Here is a 21,753-nt window from a genome sequence, read left to right on the forward strand (position 1 = left end):
CATGAACGGGCTCTCCACCGTACTGATCGTCGTCGGTCTCTTCCTGGTCGGCGGCATCATCTCCTTCGTCAAGCAGGGCATGCCCAAGCAGCTGATCGTGCTGCTCTCCGTCGGCGCCGCGATGTGTCTGGTCGCCGGTGTCATGAGGCTGGAGGTGTGGAATTGAGCGCGTCCTCGAAGAAGGTCGTCGTCTTCGACTACGGCTTCGGGAACGTCCGGTCCGCCGAGCGCGCCCTCGCCCGCGCCGGAGCCCAGGTCGAGATCACGCGTGACTTCGACGAGGCCATGAACGCCGACGGGCTGCTCGTGCCCGGCGTCGGCGCCTTCGAGGCCTGCATGAAGGGTCTGCGGCAGGCGCGCGGCGACTGGATCGTCGACCGCAGGCTGTCCGGCGGGCGCCCCGTCATGGGCATCTGCGTCGGCATGCAGATCCTCTTCGCGCGCGGCATCGAGCACGGCGTGGAGACCGAGGGCCTCGACCAGTGGCCCGGCTCCGTCGAGCCGCTCCAGGCCGACATCGTGCCCCACATGGGCTGGAACACCGTCGACGCCCCGGGCGGCTCGGAGCTCTTCGCCGGCCTCGACGCCGACGCCCGCTTCTACTTCGTGCACTCCTACGCCGTCCACGACTGGACCCTGGAGATCACCAACCCGGCGATGCGCGCCCCGCTCGTCACCTGGTCCACCCACGGCAAGCCGTTCGTCGCCGCCGTCGAGAACGGCGCCCTGTGGGCCACGCAGTTCCACCCCGAGAAGTCCGGCGACGCCGGCGCGCAGCTCCTCACCAACTGGATCGGAACACTGTGAGCAAGCTCGAACTCCTTCCCGCCGTCGACGTCCGCGACGGCCAGGCCGTCCGCCTCGTGCACGGCGAGTCCGGCACGGAGACGTCCTACGGCTCCCCGCTGGAGGCCGCCCTGGCCTGGCAGCGCTCCGGCGCCGAGTGGCTGCACCTGGTGGACCTGGACGCGGCGTTCGGCACCGGCGACAACCGGGAGCTGATCGCCGAGGTCGCGAAGGCCATGGACATCAAGGTCGAGCTGTCCGGCGGCATCCGCGACGACGACACCCTCGCCGCCGCCCTCGCCACCGGCTGCACCCGTGTGAACCTCGGCACGGCCGCCCTGGAGACCCCCGAGTGGGTCGCCAAGGTCATCGCCGAGCACGGCGACAAGATCGCCGTCGGCCTCGACGTCCGCGGCACGACCCTGCGCGGACGCGGCTGGACCCGCGACGGCGGCGACCTCTACGAGACGCTGGAGCGCCTCAACAACGAGGGCTGCGCGCGGTACGTCGTCACCGACATCGCCAAGGACGGCACCCTCCAGGGCCCGAACCTGGAGCTGCTGCGCACCGTCTGCGCGGCCACCGACCGCCCCGTGGTGGCCTCCGGCGGCGTGTCCTCGCTGGACGACCTGCGCGCCATCGCCGAACTCGTGCCCCTCGGCGTCGAGGGCTCCATCGTCGGCAAGGCCCTGTACGCCAAGGCGTTCACGCTGGAAGAGGCCCTGGAGGCGGTGGCCCGGTGAGCGAGGTACGGCGGGTCGTGACCGGTGCCCCGTGGGAGGAGGCCTTCGGCTACTCCCGCGCGGTGCGGTTGCCGAACGGGCTCGTGCTGGTCTCCGGCTGCACCTCCGTGATCGACGGGCAGATCGCCGACGGCGACCCGTACGAGCAGGCGGTCAACTCCTTCGGCGTGGCGTTCGCGGCGCTGGAGCAGCTCGGTCTGGGCCGGGAGGACGTCGTGCGCACACGCATGTACATCACCCACGCGCGGGACGTGGAGGAGGTCGGACGCGCCCACAAGGAGCTCTTCGACGCCGTCCGCCCCGCCGCGTCCATGATCATCGTCTCCGGCTTCGTCGACCCCCGGCTGGTCGTCGAGGTCGAGGTCGAGGCCTACCGGGAGGAGGACGCGTCATGACCCTGTCCGTGCGTGTCATCCCCTGCCTGGACGTGGACAACGGCCGGGTCGTCAAGGGCGTCAACTTCCAGAACCTGCGCGACGCGGGCGACCCCGTCGAGATGGCCAAGGTGTACGACGCCGAGGGCGCCGACGAGCTGACGTTCCTCGACATCACCGCGTCCTCCGGCAACCGCGAGACCACCTACGACGTGGTGCGCCGCACCGCCGAGCAGGTCTTCATCCCGCTCACCGTCGGCGGCGGCGTCCGCACCGCCGACGACGTGGACAAGCTGCTGCGGGCCGGTGCCGACAAGGTCGGCGTCAACACCGCCGCCATCGCCCGCCCGGAGCTGATCCGGGAGATCGCCGAGCGGTTCGGCCGGCAGGTGCTGGTCCTGTCGGTGGACGCCCGCCGCACCCCCGAGGGCACCTTCGAGGTCACCACCCACGGCGGTCGCAAGGGAACCGGCATCGACGCCGTCGAGTGGGCCCACCGCGCCGCCGAACTGGGCGCGGGCGAGATCCTCCTCAACTCGATGGACGCCGACGGCACCAAGGACGGCTACGACATCGAGATGATCCGGGCCGTGCGCAAGCACGTCACCGTGCCCGTCATCGCCTCCGGCGGCGCCGGGAAGCTCGGCGACTTCGCCCCGGCGATCGGGGCGGGCGCGGACGCGGTGCTGGCGGCGTCGGTGTTCCACTTCGGCGATCTGCGGATCGGCGAGGTCAAGGACGCGCTGCGAGGCGCCGGACACCCCGTGCGCTGACCCGACCGGGATCCGGCCGCACGTCGGACGGCCGGGCCTCCCGGCCCGCCGATGACCGGGACGGGGCCGGCCGCTGAGTCCGGGCTGCGCGCCGCCCCCGGCGACCGGAGCACCGGGCTCGTCCTCGCGGCGAGCGCCGAGGGCTGCCGGGCCGGGCGGAGTCACCGTCCCCGGCCAGGCACCTGCCCCCACCGGACCAGGTGAGGTCACCGTCCCGCGGCCGGTGCCTGTTCCGCTGCGAACTGCCTGGGGCGGCCGGGGCCTGCGCTGCTGCGGACCGCCCGAGGGCGGCCGGGCGCCTGTGCCGCGACGAACTGCCAGAGGTGGCCGAGGGCCTGTGCTGTGGCGGACCGCCCGGGGCGGCCGGGGGCTGCACCGTGGCGGACCGCCGGGGGGCCAGAGATCCGCGTCGAGCCGGATCGCCCGACGCGGCCAGGGGGCTGTGGCGCGGCGGACCCGCCCGGGATTGCCGGGGATCTGTGCCGTGGCTGGGTGTGCGGGGTGGTGGAGGGTTCAGATGCCCAGTTGCTTGCCCTCGTTCAGCTTCGTCACGGCGTCCTCGTCGCCCTCCAGGGTCACCTTCGCGGTGTCCTTGCGGCCGTAGGAGAACATCAGCAGCTCCGACGGCTCGCCGGTCACCGTCACCACCGGCGTCCCCCGGTGCGCCACCGCCGTCCGGCCGTCCGGGCGGCGCAGCACCAGACCGGTCGGGGCGCCGCGCCCCACCAGCCGGGCCGTGCGCTCCAGACGCGACCACAGGGCGTCCTGGAAGACCGGGTCGAGCTCGCGGGGCGTCCAGCCCTCCTGGGCGCGCCGGACGTCCTCGGCGTGGACGTAGAACTCGATCGTGTTGGCGGCCTCGTCCACCTGCTTGAGCTGGAACGGCGAGAACCGCGGCGGACCGGTGCGGACGAGCTGGATCAGCTCCTCGTACGGCTTGGCCGCGTACTCCGCCGTCACCTTCTCCAGCCGCGACGCGAGCTGTTTGATCAGGGTGCCGCCCGCGGCGTCCGGGCGGCGCTCGCGCACCACCACATGGGCGGCGAGATCCCGGGTCAGCCAGCCCTCGCAGAGGGTCGGCGCCTCGGGTCCCGCGGTCTCCAGGAGGTCCGCGAGGAGAAGTCGTTCACGCTTGGCGAAAGTCGACATGCCGTCAGCCTACGACCGCGTACCGGGTCCGCACAGTGGACACCGCGCCGTCGCCGCCTGCGCCGCGCGGCACAATGGCACCCATGACCAGCACGACCGGAAGTCCCCGGCCCAGCAGCCTCGATCCCGAGATCGCCGAGCGCCTCAAGCGCAGCTCCGACGGGCTCGTCCCCGCCATCGCCCAGCAGTACGACACCGGTGAGGTGCTGATGCTGGGGTGGATGGACGACGAGGCGCTGCACCGCACGCTGACCACCGGCCGCTGCACCTACTGGTCGCGCAGCCGCCAGGAGTACTGGGTCAAGGGCGACACCTCCGGCCACTTCCAGTGGGTCAGGTCGGTCGCGCTGGACTGCGACGCCGACACCCTGCTCGTCAAGGTCGACCAGGTCGGAGCCGCCTGCCACACCGGCGCGCGCACCTGCTTCGACGAGGACGTGCTGCTCAAGGACGCCGGCGGCGCCCAGGACGCCCAGAGCGCCGGTTCCGGTGCCCCGGCCCGGGATCAGTAAGGTCACCCGCCATGGACCTCGACACCTTCCGCAAGCTCGCCACCGACCGGCGCGTCATCCCGGTCACGCGCAAGCTCCTCGCCGACGGCGACACCCCGGTCGCCCTCTACCGCAAGCTCGCCGCCGAGCGCCCCGGCACCTTCCTGCTGGAGTCCGCGGAGAACGGCCGCTCCTGGTCCCGCTACTCGTTCGTCGGTGTCCGCTCCGCCGCGACCCTCACCGCCCGCGACGGCCGGGCGCACTGGCTGGGCACCCCGCCCGTCGGTGTCCCCGTCGACGGCGACCCCCTCGACGCGCTGCGCGCCACCATCGAGGCCCTGCACACCCCGCACCAGGAGGGCCTGCCGCCCTTCACCGGCGGCATGGTCGGCTACCTCGGCTACGACATCGTCCGCCGCCTGGAGAAGATCGGCCCGGGGGAGCGCGACGACCTCGGGCTCCCCGAGCTGACCATGCTGCTCACCAGCGACCTCGCCGTGATGGACCACTGGGAGGGCTCGGTCCTGCTGATCGCCAACGCGATCAACCACAACGACCTCGACACGGGCGTCGACGAGGCGTACGCCGACGCGGTCGCCCGCCTCGACGCCATGCAGGCCGACCTCACCCGCGCGGTGCCCCAGCCGCCCGCCGTCCTGCCGCCCTCCGAACTCCCCGCGTACACGGCCCTGTGGGGCGGCGAGGACTTCCAGGCCGCCGTCGAGGACATCAAGGAGCGCATCCGCGCGGGCGAGGCCTTCCAGGTCGTGCCCTCCCAGCGCTTCGAGACGCCGTGCACCGCGAGCGCGCTGGACGTCTACCGGGTCCTGCGGGCCACCAACCCGTCGCCGTACATGTACCTGTTCCGCTTCGACGGCTTCGACGTCGTCGGGTCGTCGCCCGAGGCGCTGGTGAAGGTCGAGGACGGGCGGGCCATGGTCCACCCCATCGCCGGCACCCGCTGGCGCGGCGCCACCCCGCAGGAGGACCAGGCCCTCGCCGACGAACTCCTCGCCGACCCCAAGGAACGCGCCGAGCACCTCATGCTGGTCGACCTCGGCCGCAACGACCTCGGGCGGGTCTGCGAACCGGGTTCGGTGGAGGTCGTCGACTTCATGTCCGTCGAGCGGTACTCCCACGTGATGCACATCGTCTCGACGGTCACCGGAAAGGTGGCACAGGGCCGCACCGCCTTCGACGTCCTCACCGCCTGCTTCCCCGCGGGCACCCTCTCGGGCGCGCCCAAGCCGCGCGCGATGCAGATCATCGACGAACTGGAGCCCTCCCGGCGCGGCCTGTACGGCGGCTGCGTCGGCTACCTCGACTTCGCGGGCGACTCCGACACCGCCATCGCCATCCGGACGGCCCTGCTCAGGGACGGTACGGCCTATGTCCAGGCGGGCGCCGGGATCGTCGCCGACTCCGACCCGGCCGCCGAGGACCAGGAGTGCCGCAACAAGGCCGCGGCGGTCCTCCGCGCCGTCCACACGGCCAACCGGCTCGGCGGCTGAGACGGCCGCCGGGACCGACTCCGCCGGAAAGTAGGACGGGTCTCACGTGAACCCCGGGTGACGGTTCGCCCGGGGTTCGGGCGATAGTGGAGTACGTGACTGCCGTACCCCACCCCCGTTCCGAAGCCGCCGGACCCGTCCAGGCCGCCCGCCGGAGTCTCGCCGTGGCCCTCCTGAGCGGCGCGCTCGGCGCCGCCGTGGCCCTGCTGTCGACCCGCCAGCGATGGTCCGCGGGCACGGCCACCATCGCGGGCGGCGACTTCCCCCTCACCGCCAAGGGCAGCGACGTCACGGGCGTGCCCGCGTCGCTCGCCATAGTGGGCCTCGCCGCGCTCGTCGCCGTCTTCGCCGTGCGCCGCTACGGCCGCGTCTTCGTCGCCGCCCTCCTCGCCCTCTCCGGCGCCGGCACCATCGCCGCCGCGCTCATCGGCGCCTCCGACCACTCCGCGCTCGACGAGCAGGCCGCGAAGGCCACCGGCGACACCGCGGCCACCGTGGCCGCCTTCACCCACACCGCCTGGCCCTACGTCGCGGCCGTCGGCGGCGCCCTCATGCTGCTCGCCGGACTCCTCGCCCTGCGCTACGCGCCCCGCTGGCCCGCCATGTCCGGCCGCTACGAACGCGACGGCACCCCCCGCCCGGCCCGCAAGGCCAAGCCGGTCGACCCCGAGCGCCCCGAGGAGATGTGGAAGGCCCTGGACCGGGGCGAGGACCCCACCGGGGCGTAGGAGGCGCCGGCCCCGACGCGCGAGAGGCGACCCCCGGGCACCGCACACGCGCGCGTGCGGGACAATGGACCCTGAGCGTCCGGCTCAGTCACGATCGACACGATCAAAAGCAACGAGGAGCAAGTCATGGCGGGCAGCAGCCACGGTCACACCCCGGCCGCCTGGACCGGTGTCACGATCGCCTTCATCGGTTTCTGCATTGCGGGCGCCTTCATGGTGATGGCCGAGCCCCTCGGTTTCTGGGCCGGCATGGTCGTCGTGGCCATCGGCGGCGTCATCGGCTGGGTCATGAGCGCCATGGGCCTGGGCATGCCGAAGGACCAGCACAAGGACCTCTCCGTGCTGCTCCCCGGCAAGGCGGAGCCCGCGAGCGCCAAGAGCTGAACCGCGCGAGCGGTGCGTGAGGGGCGGCCCCGTGCCGCCCCTCACGCGCGTCCGGGCCCCGCCGGGGCACAATGCGAGACGTGAACGCCGACAGCCACAGGGCCGCCCAGCGCACCGCACCGCCCGCGTCGAGGGCGGCACGCCTCGCCGTCCCCGCCGGTGTCCTCACGGCCGTCGCCGGGGCCTTCGCCTACGTGGGCACCGTCGACCCCAACGAGCCGGGGCACTACCCCGTCTGCCCCCTGCTGCGCTTCACCGGCCTGTACTGCCCCGGCTGCGGCGGACTGCGCAGCGCGCACGCCTTCGTCCACGGCGACCTGCCGGCCGCGCTGCACGCCAACGCCCCCGCCGTGCTCGCCTATCTGGGCTTCGCCGCGCTGTGGACCGTATGGGTGGTCCGCGCGGCGCGCGGCCGGCCGGTACGGCTCGACCTCGGCCCCGTCCACCTCTGGACGCTCGGCACATTGCTGCTGGTCTTCACGGTTGTCCGGAACCTGCCGTTCGGTGGCTGGCTCCACCCTTGATCAATCGGTGAACGTCCAGGTAGTGGGACCGGCGTCAACCGGATGCGAGGGCTACGCCCCCGGGCGGATACCATCGCAGTGACCACCTGTTTCAACCGGTCGCCGAAACTGTCAACCGTCTGGAAGGGGCCACCTCGCGTGAGTGTGCTCGACGAGATCATCGACGGAGTCCGTGCCGACCTCGCGGAGCGGCAGGCGCGCGTCAGCCTCGACGAGCTCAAGGAGCGCGCGGCCAAGGCTCCCGCCGCCAAGGACGGCGTGGCCGCCCTGCGCGGTGAAGGCGTCAAGGTCATCTGCGAGGTCAAGCGGTCCAGCCCCTCCAAGGGCGCGCTCGCCGCGATCGCCGACCCGGCGGGCCTCGCCGCGGACTACGAGGCGGGCGGCGCGGCCGTCATCTCCGTCCTCACCGAACAGCGCCGCTTCGGCGGCTCCCTCGCCGACCTCGAAGCGGTCCGCGCGAGCGTCGACATCCCGGTCCTGCGCAAGGACTTCATCGTCACCTCGTACCAGCTGTGGGAGGCCCGCGCGTACGGCGCCGACCTCGCCCTGCTGATCGTCGCCGCCCTGGAGCAGCCCGCCCTGGAGTCCCTCATCGAGCGCGCCGAGTCCATCGGCCTCACCCCGCTCGTCGAGGTCCACGACGAGGACGAGGTCGAGCGCGCCGTCGCCGCCGGAGCGAAGATCATCGGCGTCAACGCCCGCAACCTCAAGACCCTCGAGGTCGACCGCGGCACCTTCGACCGCGTCGCCCCCGAGATCCCCGACACCCTGGTCAAGGTCGCCGAGTCCGGCGTCCGCGGCCCCCACGACCTCATCGCGTACGCCAACGCCGGCGCCGACGCGGTCCTGGTCGGCGAGTCCCTGGTCACCGGCAAGGACCCCCGGTCCGCCGTCTCCGACCTCGTGGCCGCCGGCGAGCACCCCGCGCTGCGGCACGGCCGGGGATGATCACCCGGTAGGCTGACCCCGATGACTCCCACCGCCCCGACCTGTGACCGGTACGCCCGCCTCGCGCGCGGCTGCCGTCCCCGTGGCTGCCGCGCGCCCGCGCGTAGGATCCACGGCCGCCGGGTCAGGTACGTCATCGGGGACGAGCCCGGGCAGGTCAACGGGCGGCGATGGCAGCGCCCCTTCGGGGGTGCGGGACGTCCCGCGATCCGCGGCCACCGCCGCGCGGACGCGATCAGCCACTGACGGCTCGCGTCGACGACGGATCTCCGCCCCCACGGCGAACAGTGTCTTCTTCCACGCACTCACCGTGAGGTTTCGGCATGCCCAGCCAGTTCTTCTTCCCTGACCCCGAAGGCCAGGTGCCCAGCGCCGAGGGCTACTTCGGCGCCTTCGGCGGCAAGTTCATCCCGGAGGCGCTCCTCGCCGCCGTGGACGAGGTGGCCGTCGAGTTCGAGAAGGCCAAGCAGGACCCCGAGTTCGCCCGCGAACTCGACGAACTGCTCCTCAACTACACCGGCCGCCCCAGCGCCCTGACCGAGGTCCCCCGCTTCGCGGAGCACGCGGGCGGCGCCCGGATCTTCCTCAAGCGCGAGGACCTCAACCACACCGGCTCGCACAAGATCAACAACGTGCTCGGCCAGGCCCTGCTCACCAAGCGCATGGGCAAGACCCGGGTGATCGCGGAGACCGGCGCCGGCCAGCACGGCGTCGCCACCGCCACCGCCTGCGCCCTGTTCGGCCTCGAATGCACCATCTACATGGGCGAGATCGACACCCAGCGCCAGGCGCTCAACGTGGCCCGGATGCGCATCCTCGGCGCCGAGGTCATCTCCGTGAAGTCCGGCAGCCGCACCCTGAAGGACGCGATCAACGAGGCGTTCCGCGACTGGGTCGCCAACGTCGACCGCACGCACTACCTGTTCGGCACCGCCGCGGGCCCGCACCCCTTCCCGGCGCTGGTCCGCGACTTCCACCGCGTCATCGGCGTGGAGGCCCGCCGCCAGATCCTGGAGCGGACCGGCCGGCTGCCCGACGCGGCCGTGGCCTGCGTGGGCGGCGGCTCCAACGCCATCGGCCTCTTCCACGCCTTCATCCCCGACGCCGACGTACGCCTCATCGGCTGCGAGCCCGCCGGGCACGGCGTGGACACCGGCGAGCACGCGGCGACCCTCACCGCGGGCGAGCCCGGCGTCCTGCACGGCTCCCGCTCCTACGTCCTCCAGGACGAGGAGGGCCAGATCACCGAGCCGTACTCGATCTCGGCCGGTCTGGACTACCCGGGTGTGGGCCCCGAGCACTCCTACCTCCGTGACTCCGGCCGCGGCGAGTACCGCGCGGTCACCGACGACGCGGCGATGCAGGCCCTGCGGCTGCTCTCGCGCACCGAGGGCATCATCCCGGCCATCGAGAGCGCCCACGCGCTGGCCGGAGCCCTCGAACTCGGCAAGGAGCTGGGCAAGGACGGGCTGATCATCGTCAACCTGTCCGGCCGCGGTGACAAGGACATGGACACGGCCGCACGGTACTTCGGCCTGTACGACACCGACGCCGCCGTCGCGGCGGACGAGGCCGGCACCGGCGCGGAGATCGAGGAGGACGCCAAGTGAGCGGCAACATCCAGCTTCTGTCCGACACTCTCGCCGGCGCCAGGGCCGAGGGCCGCGCCGCGCTCGTCGCCTACCTCCCGGCCGGGTTCCCGACCGTGGACGGCGGCATCGAGGCGATCAAGGCCGCCCTCGACGGCGGCGCCGACGTCATGGAGGTGGGGCTGCCGCACAGCGACCCCGTCCTGGACGGGCCGGTCATCCAGACCGCCGACGACATCGCCCTGCGCGGCGGCGTCAAGATCGCCGACACCATGCGGACGGTCAAGGAGGCCTACGAGGCCACCGGCAAGCCGATCCTGATCATGACGTACTGGAACCCCATCGACCGCTACGGCGTCGAGCGCTTCACCGCGGAGCTCGCCGAGGCGGGCGGCGCGGGCTGCATCCTGCCCGACCTGCCCGTGCAGGAGTCGGCGCTGTGGAGGGAGCACGCCGAGAAGCACGGTCTCGCGACGGTCTTCGTCGTGGCGCCCAGCAGCAAGGACGAGCGCCTCGCCGAGATCACCGCGGCGGGCCGGGGCTTCGTCTACGCCGCCTCCCTCATGGGCGTGACCGGCACCCGCGAGTCCGTGGGCACGCAGGCCAAGGAACTCGTCGAGCGCACCCGCGCCACCGGCACCGACCTGCCCGTCTGCGTCGGGCTCGGCGTGTCCGACGCCCGCCAGGCCGCCGAGGTCGCCGGGTTCGCCGACGGAGTGATCGTCGGCTCCGCGTTCGTGAAGCGCATCCTCGACGCGCCCGACCACGAGACCGGCTTCGCGGCGGTGCGCGAACTGGCCGGAGAACTCGCCAAGGGCGTGCGCGGACAGGTGTGACGACACCGGCGTCACCGCACGGAACGGAGAGAAACGGTCACTCGAACGGGTGGACCTGGGACCGGGGAGGCGCGCTGCGCCTCCCCGGTTCGTTTCCGGGGTGTGAGCGAGAAGAACCGTGAGGGAAAGCGCACCGCCCGCGAGCGGCTGGCGGTCGAGCGCGAGAAGCAGAAGGCCGCGGAGAGGCGCCGGCGCACGCTGATCATGACGGCGAGCGTCGTCTGCGTGCTGGGGCTCGCGGCGGTGATCGGGCTGGTCGCCGCCAACGCGGGCAAGGACGACGGCAGCGACTCCGCGGGGCCGGTCGTCGCGCCCTCGGGCGCCACCGGCAAGGACAGCCTGGCCATCCCGGTCGGCGAGGACGGCGCCAAGTCGACGCTCACGGTCTGGGAGGACTTCCGCTGCCCCGCCTGCAAGTCCTTCGAGGACACCTACCGCTCCACCATCCACGAACTGACCGACTCCGGTGACCTGAAGGTCGAGTACCACCTCGCCACGATCATCGACGGCAACATGGGCGGCACCGGCTCCCGCAACGCGGCGAACGCGGCGGCCTGCGCCCAGGACGCCGGCAAGTTCGTCTCGTACCACGACGTGCTCTACGAGAACCAGCCCTCGGAGACCGACGACGCCTTCGCCGAGAACAGCAAGCTGACCGACCTGGCGAAGAAGGTCGACGGCCTCGACACGGCGACGTTCCGCGCCTGTGTCGAGAAGGGCACCCACAACAGCTGGGTGAAGAAGTCCGCGGCGGCCTTCACCAGCGGCGGATTCACCGGCACCCCGACGGTCCTGCTCAACGGCAAGAACATCTACCAGGACCAGACGATGACGCCCGCGAAGCTCAAGAAGCAGGTGCAGGAGGCGGCGAAGGGGTAAGAGGCACAGCCCTCTCTTCCCACCTTCCCGTTATGGAGCCGTAGCCGGGCTGCCCGTCGTGGGCGCCGCCCGGCACGGTAGCGTCGGGGACGCCATGGAACTTTCCTTCATTCCCAGCCCGTCGCGCGGGGTGCTGTACCTCGGCCCCATCCCGCTGCGCGGCTACGCGTTCTGCATCATCATCGGCGTCTTCGTCGCGGTCTGGCTCGGCAACAAGCGCTGGATCGCCCGCGGCGGAACTGCCGGCACCGTAGCCGACATCGCGGTCTGGGCGGTGCCCTTCGGCCTGGTCGGCGGCCGGCTCTACCACGTGATCACGGACTACGAGCTGTACTTCAGCGAGGGCCGTGACTGGGTGGACGCCTTCAAGATCTGGGAGGGCGGCCTCGGCATCTGGGGCGCGATCGCCCTCGGCGCGGTGGGTGCGTGGATCGGCTGCCGCAGCCGGGGCATCCCCCTGCCGGCCTACGCCGACGCCATCGCTCCCGGTATCGCCCTCGCCCAGGCCATCGGCCGCTGGGGCAACTGGTTCAACCAGGAGCTGTACGGGCGGGCGACGGACCTCCCCTGGGCGCTGGAGATCACGTCCTCCACGGACGGCCGGGTCCCGGGCACCTACCACCCGACGTTCCTGTACGAGTCCCTGTGGTGCGTCGGCGTCGCCTTCCTCGTCATCTGGGCGGACCGCCGCTTCAAGCTGGGCCACGGCCGGGCGTTCGCCCTGTACGTCGCCGCGTACTGCGTGGGCCGCTTCTGGATCGAGTACCTGCGCGTCGACGACGCCCACCACATCCTGGGCCTGCGGCTGAACAACTGGACCGCCCTTCTGGTCTTCCTGCTCGCGGTGGTCTACATCGTCGTGTCGGCGAAGAAGCGCCCGGGCCGCGAGGAGATCGTCGAGCCCCAGGCAGCCGACACGCCCGACGGCGACGACGCATCCGGGACGGACGCCGAGCCGGAGGCCGGGACGGACGCCAAGGACGGGTCGGAGGCGGAGGCCGACAGCGTGGACCTGGAGAAGGACGCCGACGCGTCCGCCCAGTCCGAGTCCGAGTCCGGGGTCAAGGACGAGGCCGGGGTCAAGGACGAGGCCGAGGCCGCGAAGAAGAGCTGACCCGCACGCGTACGACGGCGAGGGCGCCCGGAATCGTTCCGGGCGCCCTCGCCGCATGTCAGCGGCGCCGGGCCAGGGACAGGGTCCGCCGGGCCGCCGCGACCACGGCCGCGTCGACGAACGTCCCGTCGGGCAGGGCCTGGGCGCCCTGCTCGGTCGCCGCCGCCTTGACGACGGTCTCCGCCTCCTCGATCTCCCGGTCGGTGGGGAGATAGGCCCGCTCGATCACGGGGAGCTGGCGGGGGTGGATCGCCGAGCGGCCCAGGAACCCGAGGGCGCGGCCACGGGCGCAGGACGCGGCGAGCCCTTCCAGGTCCCGGGTGTCGGGGTGCACCGACTGGGGCGGGGGAGGCAGGTCCGCCGCCCGGGCGGCCACCACGACCCGGGAGCGGGACCAGTCCAGGCCGGCGTCCTCGCGCACGCCGAGGTCCGCGCGGAGGTCCGCCTCGCCGAGCGCGATGCCGCGCAGCGCGGGATGGGCGCCGGCGATCGCGTGGGCGTGCTCGATGCCGAGGGCCGACTCCAGCAGGGCGTAGAGAGCGAGGGCGCCGCCCTCCGCCGGAGCCGTGCGTTCGGCGACGGTGACGATCTGCCGGGGCGAGGTCACCTTCGGCAGCCGGACGCCCGAGACGCCGGGGAGGGCGGCCAGCGCCGCCAGGTCGGCGACCGCGAGCGGGCCGTCCAGGGCGTTCACCCGGACGTGGACCGGCAGCGGCTGGGGGTCGGCGAGGCGTTCGGCGGTGGCGGCGCGGGCGTAGTCCTTGCGGTCCGGCGCCACCGCGTCCTCCAGGTCGACGACGACCACGTCGGCGCCCGCGGCCAGTGCCTTGGTCACCGTGTCGGGACGGTCGCCCGGCGCGTAGAGCCAGGTCAGCGGGGTCATACCGCTCCCTCCTCGCGCAGGGTCGCCAACTCCTGCCCGGACAGGCCCAGTTCGGTGAGGACCTGGTCCGTGTCCGCGCCGTGCGGGCGGCCCGCCCAGCGGATCGCGCCGGGGGTGTCGGAGAGCCGGAACAGGACGTTCTGCATACGCAGCGGGCCGAGTTCGGGGTCGGGGAGGGTCGTGATCGTGTCCAGGGCCGTGTACTGAGGGTCCGTCATCACGTCCCGCACGTCCTGGACGGGGGCCACCGCCGCCTCCGCCTTCTCGAAGGCCGCGAGGACCTCGTCCCGGGTACGGGCCGCGATCCAGACGCCGACCGCCTCGTCGAGGATGTCGGCGTGCCGGGCGCGGTCGACGCCCGTCGCGAACCAGGGCTCGGCGATCAGATCCTCGCGGCCCACCAGACGCATGACCCGCTCCGCGATCGACTGGGCGGAGGTCGACACGGCGACCCAGCCGCCGTCCGAGGTGCGGTAGGTGTTGCGCGGGGCGTTGTTGGCGGAGCGGTTGCCGGTGCGTTCCTGGACGTAGCCGAGCTGGTCGTACCAGGTGGGCTGGGGGCCCAGGACCGTCAGGATCGGTTCGATGATCGCCATGTCGACGACCTGGCCCGCGCCGGTGCGGTCACGGGCGGCGAGGGCGGTCATCACGGCGTACGCCGTCGCGAGTCCCGCGATGGAGTCCGCGAGGCCGAAGGGCGGCAGCGTCGGGGCCGCCTCCGGCTCGCCGGTGATGGCGGCGAACCCGCTGAGCGCCTCGGCGAGGGTGCCGAAGCCGGGGCGGTGGGCGTGCGGCCCGAACTGGCCGAAGGCGGTGACCCGGGCGAGGACGAGACGGGGGTTGGCGGCGGAGAGGGTGTCCCAGCCCAGGTCCCACTTCTCCAGGGTGCCGGGGCGGAAGTTCTCGACGACGACGTCGGCGGTGGCGACGAGCCTGAGCAGGGTGGCCCGGCCGCCGGGCCTGGACAGGTCGAGGGTGATGGTGCGCTTGTTGCGGCCCAGCACCTTCCACCACAGGCCGATGCCGTCCTTGGCGGGGCCGTGCCCCCGGGACGGGTCGGGCTTGGCGGGGTGCTCGACCTTGACGACCTCCGCGCCGAAGTCGCCGAGCAGGGTGGCCGCGAGGGGGCCCGCGAACAGGGTGGCGAGGTCCAGGACGCGCAGCCCGGACAGCGGGGCGGCGGTCATGAGCCGTACCGCGTCTCGATCTCGGAGCGGTACGGCATCGACGCCGAGGCCCCTTCCCGCTGCACCGACAGGGCCGCCGCCGCTGCCGCCCAGCGCATGGCCTCGCGGATCGGCCGCTCCTCGGCGAGCGCCACGGCGAGCGTTCCGGCGAAGGTGTCGCCCGCGCCGGTGGAGTCCACGGCGGTGACCCGCTGGGCGGGGACGGCGAGGGGTTCGGCGCCGCGGGTCAGATAGAGGCTGCCGGCCGCGCCGAGCGTGATGACGACCTCGGGCACCTGCTCCAGGAGCGCGCGGGCCGCCGCGATCGGGTCGGTGAGGCCGGTGAGGGTGGTCGCCTCGTGCTCGTTGGGCAGCAACAGGTCGGTGGCGGCGAGGAGTTCGGGCGGCAGGGGCCGGGCCGGGGCCGGCGTGAGGATCGTCCGGACACCATGGGCGCGCGCGGCCTGCGCGCCCGCCACCACCGCCGCCAGGGGGATCTCCAGCTGGAGGAGCAGGGCGTCCGCCGAGGCGATGAGGCCCTCGTCGCCGGGCGCGAGGTGGTCGACGGTGCCGTTCGCGGCGGGGATCACGACGATCGCGTTGCCGCCCTCGTCGTCCACGACGATGTGCGCGGTGCCGGACGGGCCCTCGGTGGTGCGCAGATGGTCGGTGACGACTCCGGAGTGTTCGAGGGTGGCCCGCAGCCGCGGTCCGTAGGCGTCGTTGCCGACGGCGCCGATCATCGAGACGTCGGCGCCCGCGCGGGCCGCCGCGATCGCCTGGTTGGCGCCCTTGCCGCCGGGGACCGTACGGAACTCCCGTCCCGTCACGGTCTCTCCGAGCGCGGGGGCCTTCTCGACGTAGGCGACGAGGTCCATGTTGGTGCTGCCGAGCACGGCGATATGGGTCATGGGCGGGAAGCCTCCAGGTGGGTGAGGTGGGCCAGCGCGTCGAAGCCGGTGCCGTCGAAGTCCCCGACGGAGGTGGCGAGCCGGTTCTTGAGCGGGGCCGTCCAGCGGTCGGGGAGGGCGGCGGGGCTGCCGGCGAGGAACGCCGAGACGCTGCCCGCCGTGGCGCCGTTGGAGTCGGTGTCCCAGCCGCCGCCGACCGCGCGGCACACGGAGCCGGTGAAGTCGCCGTCCGCGTGGGTGAGGGCGGCGGCGATCAGGGCGGTGTTGGGGATCGCGTGGACCCAGTGGTGGGTGGCCGCGTAGGTGGCGTGGAGCGTGTCGACGACCGTGTCGAAGTCGGGTGTGCGGCGGGCGAGCAGGACGGCGTGCCGGACGGCCCGGGCCAGGCGGGAGTCCGGTGGGACGACGGTGAGGCCAATGCGCAGACAGGCGTGGACGTCGTGGGTGCCGGTCGCCGCCGCGGCGATGACGGCCGCCGTGAACATCGCCGCGTAGACGCCGTTCGCGGTGTGGGTGAGGGCGGCGTCCCGGTGGGCCTGTTCGGCCGCGGCGCCCGGGTCGCCGGGGTTGGTCCAGCCGTGGACGTCCGCGCGGATCAGGGCGCCGATCCACTCGCGGAACGGGTTGCGGTGGCGGGCCGTGTGCGGGGGTTCGAGGCCGAGCAGCAGATTGCGCAGGGCGACGCGTTCGGCCGTGAAGGTGCGGCCCGCGGGGAGTTCGTCCAGCCAGAGGGCGGCCACGTCCGCGGTGGTGAAGCCCCGGCCGTGGCGTTGCAGCAGCAGAAGGTTCAGCAAGGGGTAGTTGAGGTCGTCGTCCTCGGGCATGCCGTCGATGTTCTCGGCGAGGGAGGTGGTGGCCGAACGCCGGTTCCAGGGGTGGGCGGCCAGGAGCTCCGCCGGGACGCCCCGGGCGGTGAAGTACGTGGTCAGGGGCCAGTTTCCGGTGGCGCCGGCGAGTTGCCGGATCGCGTCCAGGGGGAGCTTCTCGACGGGCTTGCCGAGCAGGCAGCCGACGGCGCGGCCGAGCCAGGCGGCCTCGTAGGCGGCGTGGGGCGGGGGAGCGACGGGGGCCTGTGGAGGGGACGGCCAGTCGGGGCAGGCTGCCTTCACACGGGCGAGGGCGGTGGGCTCCTGTTCCGCCAACGCGCCGGGTACGTCGGCCAGTTCGTCCAGCAGGTCCCTGGCGAGGCGGCGCAGGTAGTCCGACGCCGGCTCGGGCGAGGCGCCCGCGCGGGGCGGGGCCTCCGTGCCGCCCGCCGCCCGCCAGCGTGCCGCGATCACCGAGACCTCGCGGCCGTCCAGGGCCGCCTGGCGCAGCTCGTGGCCCAGCAGGTCCTCCGGCTGGACCCAGGTCAGTCGGAGCATCTCGGGCCTCCGAGCGCGGCGAACGCGGCCTCGTGGGCGCGGTGCCTGCGGAGGTCCCGTTCGTGGATCTCCCGGGTGACGGCGGTGAGTTCGGCCGCCGGGGCCCACAGGTCGAGACGGCTCGCCTCGGCGACCGTCTTCGCCCAGTCCCGCGGCGGCGGCGAGCCGAGGGCGCCCGCGATCGCGCCGGCCATCGTGGCGATCGAGTCGCAGTCACGGCCGTAGTTCACCGAACCCAGCACCGCCTGCCGGAAGTCGCCGCCGGACACGAGCATCATGCCGAGCGCGACGGGGAGTTCCTCGATCGCGTGCAGCCGGGAGGGACGGCGGGCGCCGAGGGAGGGGGCGCGGTAGTCGGGGCCGACCGTGTCGTAGGGGGCGACGGCGGCGCGCAGCGGCGCGAGCGCCGACTCGAAGTCCCGGTGCCGGGACGCCTCTTCGCAGACCTTCTCGATCGCCGCGCGGGTGCCGTCCTTCGCGAGCGCGAGACAGGCCGCGACCACCGTGCCGGGCGTCGCGTCCGGGGCACAGGCCGCGGCGACCGCCGCCGCGAACACCGCCGCCGCCTCCCGGCCGTACGACCACTGGTGGGCGCCCGCGATCTCCAGGGCCTCCCGGTAGGCCGCGGCCGGGTTCGCCGCGTTGACCAGGCCGACCGGGGCCATGTACATCGCCGCACCGCAGTTGACGATGTTGCCGACGCCCGCCTCGCGGGGATCGGCGTGGGCGTAGTGGATGCGGGTGACGAGCCACTTCTCCGCGAGGAAGACCCGGTGCAGGGGGAGGGCCTCCGCCTCCAGCTCGGGGATCCAGCGGGGGGTCGTCATCAGGTCGGGGACCAGGTGGTCGGCGATCGCGTACGCGTCGAGATGGTCGCGGACCTTGGCGTACACCCTGATCAGGGCGTGGGTCATCAAGGTGTCGTCGGTGACGTGGCCGTCGCCCTTGTGGTACGGCGCGATCGGGCGGGCGGTGCGCCAGGCGTCGCCGTTCCAGGGGCCGACGACGCCGTGGACGCGGCCCGCGTGGCGTTCGAGGATCTGGTCCGGGGAGTAGCCCTCGACGGGGCCGCCCAGGGCGTCGCCGACCGCCGCGCCCACGAGCGCGGCGGTGACACGGTCCTCCAGGGGGTGGTCGGACGGGGCGAGGGGCGAGGGCGCAGGCGTCGACGGGATGGTGGTATGGGGGTTTTCGGGTGCCATGACCCGAATCATCCTCCTGGCGGGGCCGGTTGCGTGGCTTCCAGGAGTCCGGCGAGTTCCACCAGGTCGGTGCCGGTCAGCCGGGGGAGCGCGCAGCCGCAGAGCGTGCGGCACGTGTCCCGCCAGCCGGTCGGGATCGCCGTACCGCCGCCTAGGGCGCCGGTGAGCGCTCCCGCCAGCGCGGGTGCCGAGTCCGCGACCCGGGAGAGACAGGCCGCGGCCGGTACCGCCTCCTCGATCCGGCCCTGGGCGGCCGTGGCCAGCGCGAGGGCCACCGGGACCGTCTCCGCCGCCGCGATGCCGTAGCTGTAGACGTGGTCGACGATCTGGTGTTCCAGCAGGGGGATCAGGCTGAACGCGTTCGGCGCGTCCTGGGCGAGCTTCAGCGCGTGGCGGGCGTTGCGGCCGATCTCCGTGTACTCCGGGAGTTCGGCGAGCGCGGCCGTCGTGCACGCGTGGATGTCGGCTCCGGTGAGGGCGAGGGAGAGGGCCGCCGCCATCGCTCTCGCGCCGTGCACACCGTCGCCGTCCTGGGTGTAGCGGGCGTCGAACTCGGCCAGTTCCGCGGCGAGTCGGGGGCTGCCGGGGTGGGCCACCGCGAGGACGCAGGCCCTGACGCAGGCGGCGTCGTCGAAGTAGTGCGGGTTGTCGTGGCCGGTGGCGGGCGGGCGCAGGCCGGTGGCGAGGTTGCCGAGGCCGGCGCGGACCGAGATGCGGGCGCGCAGGGGGAGGACGGCGGACTCCACCTCCGGGGCGCGGTCCGCGGCGGCGGCGACCTCACTGGCGAGGGCGTTCCACGCGAGGTCGATGGCGGCGCGGGTCCGCCGTTCGCGGCTGAGGTCGCCGAGGGCGGTGTCGTCGCCCGCGCGCAGGAGGGCCTCCGCGGCGAAGGCCGCCCATTCGGCGTCGTCGGAGGGGCCGAGGCGGAGGGGCTCGGGGGGTTGGTTGAGGGCGATGGGGACGGGGAGGGTGGTGGTGGCGTTCTCCTCGGCGAAGGTGTCGAGTTCGCGGGTGAGGCGGCGGGTCCAGGTGGGCATGCGGGCGGCTCGGTGGCGGGCGGCGGGCCAGCCGGCGGCGTCGCCCGCGGCCAGGCCCAGGAGGAGGCCCTCGATGCGGTGGCGTCTCTCTGTCCTCACCCCCGCCGCCCCTTCCCGGGGGCTGCCGCCTCCGGACCCCCGCTTCGGCCCTGAAGGGGCTTCGTCCTCGAACGCCGGACGGGCTGGGAGATGCGGGTTCTGGAGCGCTGGGAGGTGCGGGTTCTGGAGTTCTGTCACTTCGTCGTCCACTTCTCTGGCTGGTCCGGCGTGAGGAGGTCGGCCACGTCCAGGACGTGGTGGCCCGCCATGGAGGGGAGGCAGGTGCCCCGGGCCGGGCCGATGGCCGTCGCCCAGGGGACGGGGATCGCGGCGGCGCCCTGTGCCGCGCCCGCCAGCGCGCCCGCGACCGCCGCCGTCGTGTCGGCGTCGCGGCCCATGTTGACCGCGGTGAGGACCGCCTCCTCGAAGGCGCCGTCGGCCGCCGCGTACGCGCCGAAGGCGAGGGCGACGGCTTCGGGGGCGAGGTCGGTCCAGGGATAGCCGCCGATGACGACCGCGGAGCGGACCGCGCGTTCGCCGCGGTGGGCCACCGCGACCGCGCGTCGCAGGGAGCGGGCGGTCCAGGAGTCGTCGGGGACCACCGCGAGCGCGGAGGCGACGACCGCGAGCGTCGGGGCGCCCGCCATCGCGGCGGCGACGCCCGCGGCGACCGCCTGGCCGCCGTAGATGCCCTCGCCCTCGTGGCTGACCGAGCCGTCGATGGCGACCAGCCGGGCCGCCTCGGCGGGGCGGCCCGCGGCGAAGACGCCGAAGGGGGCCGCGCGCATGGCGAGGCCGTCGCTCCAGGCGTGGCGGTGCTGGGCGGAGATGGGGGCGGCCAGGCCCCGGCGGAGGTTCTCCAGGGTGCCGCGTTCGCTGAAGCCGGCGCCCCGGAAGGGCCCTTCGTCGAGGTCGGCGATCCACTGGTGCCAGGCGGCCTCGACATGGGCGGGGGTCAGCGCCGAGCCGTGGCGGGCGAGCAGCAGGCCCGAGAAGATCGCGTACTCGGTGTCGTCCGTGCCCTGGGGCGTGTCCGACACGTAGCCGGTGATGCGGCCCCAGCGGGCTCTGATCTGTGACGGCTTCATGTTCTCCGCCGGGGCGCCGAGCGCGTCCCCGACCGCGAGGCCCAGCAGGGCGCCGCGGGCCCGTTCGCGGAGTTCGGCGGCGTCACCGGGTGCCGGGACCGGGGGGATGCAGGCGGTCGATGCCATACGCGGCCTCTCCTCCGGGGCCCCGCGAGGGGTGCGGGGCCTTTCGGGATGTGTCCCACGGGAGGCGGCCGAACTGAGCCTCACGCGCCCCAGCGTCACCCGGTCGACAGGTGAGCGGGGTCGCGACCGTATGTGCATTCGAGGGTAAAACCGCAGGTTAGCCCAGCCTTTCCTTCCTGGCGGGCGGGAATTCCGCGACGTAGAGTCTAGTTGTCAATAGTTGGAATTCGTCTAAAGTTAGCCTTGGCTCAGTCGGGGCTCGGCTTTGGCTCAGCTCTTTTTCTGGGGGACCCCCGATGGCCATCATCGAGACCGAGGCGCCGCTGCACGAGGCGCACCGCGACAACCACACCCACCGCGATGTGAACGGCGGCTGGCTGCGCCCCGCCGTCTTCGGCGCCATGGACGGGCTCGTCTCCAACCTCGCCCTGATGACCGGTGTCGCGGGCGGGGCCGTCGCCCCGCGGACCGTCGTCCTGACGGGGCTGGCCGGGCTCGCCGCCGGCGCCTTCTCCATGGCGGCCGGCGAGTACACCTCCGTGGCCTCGCAGCGGGAGCTCGTCGAGGCCGAACTGGACGTGGAGCGGCGGGAGTTGCGCAAGCATCCGGTGGACGAGGAGCGGGAGCTCGCCGCGCTCTACGAGGGCCGGGGCGTCGAGCCGGCGCTGGCGCGTGAGGTCGCGCGGCAGCTGTCCCGCGATCCCGAGCAGGCCCTGGAGATACACGCGCGTGAGGAGCTGGGGATCGATCCCGGGGATCTGCCCTCGCCGCTCGTCGCGGCCGGCTCGTCGTTCGGCGCCTTCGCGCTGGGCGCCCTGCTGCCCGTCCTGCCGTATCTGCTCGGCGCCACGACCCTGTGGCCGGCCGTGCTGCTGGCGCTCGCCGGGCTCTTCGCCTGCGGTGCGCTCGTGGCCAAGGTGACCGCGCGGAGCTGGTGGTTCAGCGGAGTGCGGCAGCTCGCCCTGGGGGGTGCGGCGGCCGGTGTGACGTACGTCCTGGGCACTCTGTTCGGAACGGCCGTAGGATAGGTCGACCGCTACTTATGCGATGGGCCGTATAAGTAGCCGTTACTCACTGGTTTCGAACGCTTAACCACTGGGCATGAGCC

General features: G+C 73.4%; 25 protein-coding genes. 17 read left to right on the top strand and 8 right to left on the bottom strand.

The annotated features are described in order from the left end of the window. Position 1 precedes the first annotated feature (1 nt). The 5 genes from ACIPSE_RS18610 to hisF are packed head-to-tail and all read left to right on the top strand — an operon-like array spanning position 2 to position 2,676. Entirely contained in the window at positions 2-166 is a 165-nt protein-coding gene (locus tag ACIPSE_RS18610) for a hypothetical protein (protein WP_401663826.1), read from the top strand. Continuing rightward, positions 157-807: an imidazole glycerol phosphate synthase subunit HisH gene (gene hisH / locus ACIPSE_RS18615; RefSeq protein ID WP_401663829.1), complete on the top strand. Its 651-nt coding sequence runs from the start codon at positions 157-159 to the stop codon at positions 805-807. Before ACIPSE_RS18610 ends, hisH begins: the two co-directional genes overlap by 10 nt. Continuing rightward, positions 804-1,529, top strand: a complete 726-nt coding sequence (priA, locus tag ACIPSE_RS18620; RefSeq protein ID WP_401663831.1) for a bifunctional 1-(5-phosphoribosyl)-5-((5-phosphoribosylamino)methylideneamino)imidazole-4-carboxamide isomerase/phosphoribosylanthranilate isomerase PriA — start codon at positions 804-806, stop codon at positions 1,527-1,529. The genes hisH and priA overlap by 4 nt, the downstream gene beginning before the upstream one ends. Next, positions 1,526-1,924, top strand: coding sequence for a RidA family protein (locus ACIPSE_RS18625; protein ID WP_401663833.1), 399 nt, complete (start codon positions 1,526-1,528; stop codon positions 1,922-1,924). Before priA ends, ACIPSE_RS18625 begins: the two co-directional genes overlap by 4 nt. After that, positions 1,921-2,676: an imidazole glycerol phosphate synthase subunit HisF gene (gene hisF / locus ACIPSE_RS18630; RefSeq protein WP_401663835.1), complete on the top strand. Its 756-nt coding sequence runs from the start codon at positions 1,921-1,923 to the stop codon at positions 2,674-2,676. Before ACIPSE_RS18625 ends, hisF begins: the two co-directional genes overlap by 4 nt. Positions 2,677-3,189: 513 nt before the next feature. Here hisF and ACIPSE_RS18635 read toward each other — a convergent pair. Then, complete coding sequence (locus tag ACIPSE_RS18635; protein ID WP_401663837.1) at positions 3,190-3,825, bottom strand: TIGR03085 family metal-binding protein; 636 nt, start codon at positions 3,823-3,825, stop codon at positions 3,190-3,192. Between the two features lie 83 nt (positions 3,826-3,908). On the opposite strand from ACIPSE_RS18635, the gene hisI reads away from it, so the two are divergent. The 11 genes from hisI (at position 3,909) to lgt (ending at position 12,829) form a co-directional block, all read left to right on the top strand. Next, entirely contained in the window at positions 3,909-4,337 is a 429-nt protein-coding gene (gene hisI / locus ACIPSE_RS18640; protein ID WP_401663840.1) for a phosphoribosyl-AMP cyclohydrolase, read from the top strand. A gap of 11 nt (positions 4,338-4,348) precedes the next feature. Further along, complete coding sequence (locus ACIPSE_RS18645) at positions 4,349-5,827, top strand: anthranilate synthase component I (protein WP_401663842.1); 1,479 nt, start codon at positions 4,349-4,351, stop codon at positions 5,825-5,827. Between the two features lie 86 nt (positions 5,828-5,913). Continuing rightward, entirely contained in the window at positions 5,914-6,555 is a 642-nt protein-coding gene (locus ACIPSE_RS18650) for a TIGR02234 family membrane protein (RefSeq protein ID WP_401663844.1), read from the top strand. Between the two features lie 126 nt (positions 6,556-6,681). Continuing rightward, the gene (locus ACIPSE_RS18655) at positions 6,682-6,939 is read left to right on the top strand and encodes an HGxxPAAW family protein (RefSeq protein WP_401663846.1); all 258 of its coding nucleotides are present in this window, start codon (positions 6,682-6,684) and stop codon (positions 6,937-6,939) included. Positions 6,940-7,010: 71 nt separating this feature from the next. Continuing rightward, positions 7,011-7,463 carry a DUF2752 domain-containing protein gene (locus ACIPSE_RS18660; RefSeq protein WP_401663849.1) on the top strand — a complete coding sequence of 151 codons (453 nt, stop codon included), beginning with the start codon at positions 7,011-7,013 and terminating at the stop codon, positions 7,461-7,463. 138 nt (positions 7,464-7,601) lie between these two features. Next, entirely contained in the window at positions 7,602-8,411 is an 810-nt protein-coding gene (gene trpC, locus ACIPSE_RS18665; RefSeq protein ID WP_401663852.1) for an indole-3-glycerol phosphate synthase TrpC, read from the top strand. 21 nt (positions 8,412-8,432) lie between these two features. Continuing rightward, positions 8,433-8,657, top strand: a complete 225-nt coding sequence (gene trpM, locus ACIPSE_RS18670; protein WP_401663854.1) for a tryptophan biosynthesis modulator TrpM — start codon at positions 8,433-8,435, stop codon at positions 8,655-8,657. 77 nt (positions 8,658-8,734) lie between these two features. Then, the gene (trpB, locus tag ACIPSE_RS18675) at positions 8,735-10,021 is read left to right on the top strand and encodes a tryptophan synthase subunit beta (RefSeq protein WP_401663857.1); all 1,287 of its coding nucleotides are present in this window, start codon (positions 8,735-8,737) and stop codon (positions 10,019-10,021) included. Then, positions 10,018-10,836 (top strand): tryptophan synthase subunit alpha, encoded by an 819-nt coding sequence (gene trpA / locus ACIPSE_RS18680; protein ID WP_401663860.1) that lies wholly within the window; start codon positions 10,018-10,020, stop codon positions 10,834-10,836. The genes trpB and trpA overlap by 4 nt, the downstream gene beginning before the upstream one ends. A 102-nt stretch (positions 10,837-10,938) precedes the next feature. Then, on the top strand, positions 10,939-11,715 hold the full coding sequence (locus ACIPSE_RS18685) for a DsbA family protein (protein WP_401663863.1): 777 nt from the start codon (positions 10,939-10,941) through the stop codon (positions 11,713-11,715). Between the two features lie 94 nt (positions 11,716-11,809). Next, on the top strand, positions 11,810-12,829 hold the full coding sequence (gene lgt, locus ACIPSE_RS18690; protein ID WP_401663865.1) for a prolipoprotein diacylglyceryl transferase: 1,020 nt from the start codon (positions 11,810-11,812) through the stop codon (positions 12,827-12,829). Between the two features lie 58 nt (positions 12,830-12,887). On the opposite strand, the gene ACIPSE_RS18695 is transcribed toward lgt, so the two are convergent. The 7 genes from ACIPSE_RS18695 to ACIPSE_RS18725 form a co-directional block, all read right to left on the bottom strand. Next, entirely contained in the window at positions 12,888-13,712 is an 825-nt protein-coding gene (locus tag ACIPSE_RS18695; protein ID WP_401663867.1) for an HpcH/HpaI aldolase/citrate lyase family protein, read from the bottom strand. Beyond that, positions 13,709-14,899: a CaiB/BaiF CoA transferase family protein gene (locus ACIPSE_RS18700; protein ID WP_401663869.1), complete on the bottom strand. Its 1,191-nt coding sequence runs from the start codon at positions 14,897-14,899 to the stop codon at positions 13,709-13,711. Before ACIPSE_RS18700 ends, ACIPSE_RS18695 begins: the two co-directional genes overlap by 4 nt. After that, complete coding sequence (gene rbsK / locus ACIPSE_RS18705) at positions 14,896-15,789, bottom strand: ribokinase (protein WP_401663871.1); 894 nt, start codon at positions 15,787-15,789, stop codon at positions 14,896-14,898. The genes ACIPSE_RS18700 and rbsK overlap by 4 nt, the downstream gene beginning before the upstream one ends. Then, positions 15,786-17,153, bottom strand: coding sequence for an ADP-ribosylglycohydrolase family protein (locus tag ACIPSE_RS18710; protein ID WP_401663873.1), 1,368 nt, complete (start codon positions 17,151-17,153; stop codon positions 15,786-15,788). The genes rbsK and ACIPSE_RS18710 overlap by 4 nt, the downstream gene beginning before the upstream one ends. Continuing rightward, entirely contained in the window at positions 17,141-18,355 is a 1,215-nt protein-coding gene (locus tag ACIPSE_RS18715) for an ADP-ribosylglycohydrolase family protein (protein WP_401663875.1), read from the bottom strand. Before ACIPSE_RS18715 ends, ACIPSE_RS18710 begins: the two co-directional genes overlap by 13 nt. 8 nt (positions 18,356-18,363) lie before the next feature. Next, positions 18,364-19,491, bottom strand: a complete 1,128-nt coding sequence (locus tag ACIPSE_RS18720; RefSeq protein WP_401663877.1) for an ADP-ribosylglycohydrolase family protein — start codon at positions 19,489-19,491, stop codon at positions 18,364-18,366. 134 nt (positions 19,492-19,625) lie between these two features. Further along, on the bottom strand, positions 19,626-20,645 hold the full coding sequence (locus tag ACIPSE_RS18725; protein ID WP_401663880.1) for an ADP-ribosylglycohydrolase family protein: 1,020 nt from the start codon (positions 20,643-20,645) through the stop codon (positions 19,626-19,628). Between the two features lie 296 nt (positions 20,646-20,941). Here ACIPSE_RS18725 and ACIPSE_RS18730 point away from each other — a divergent pair, with 296 nt between their 5' ends. After that, the gene (locus ACIPSE_RS18730) at positions 20,942-21,673 is read left to right on the top strand and encodes a VIT1/CCC1 transporter family protein (protein ID WP_401663882.1); all 732 of its coding nucleotides are present in this window, start codon (positions 20,942-20,944) and stop codon (positions 21,671-21,673) included. Positions 21,674-21,753: the final 80 nt, after the last annotated feature.

This window comes from Streptomyces sp. NPDC090106, assembly GCF_044747265.1.
Taxonomy (GTDB): domain Bacteria; phylum Actinomycetota; class Actinomycetes; order Streptomycetales; family Streptomycetaceae; genus Streptomyces.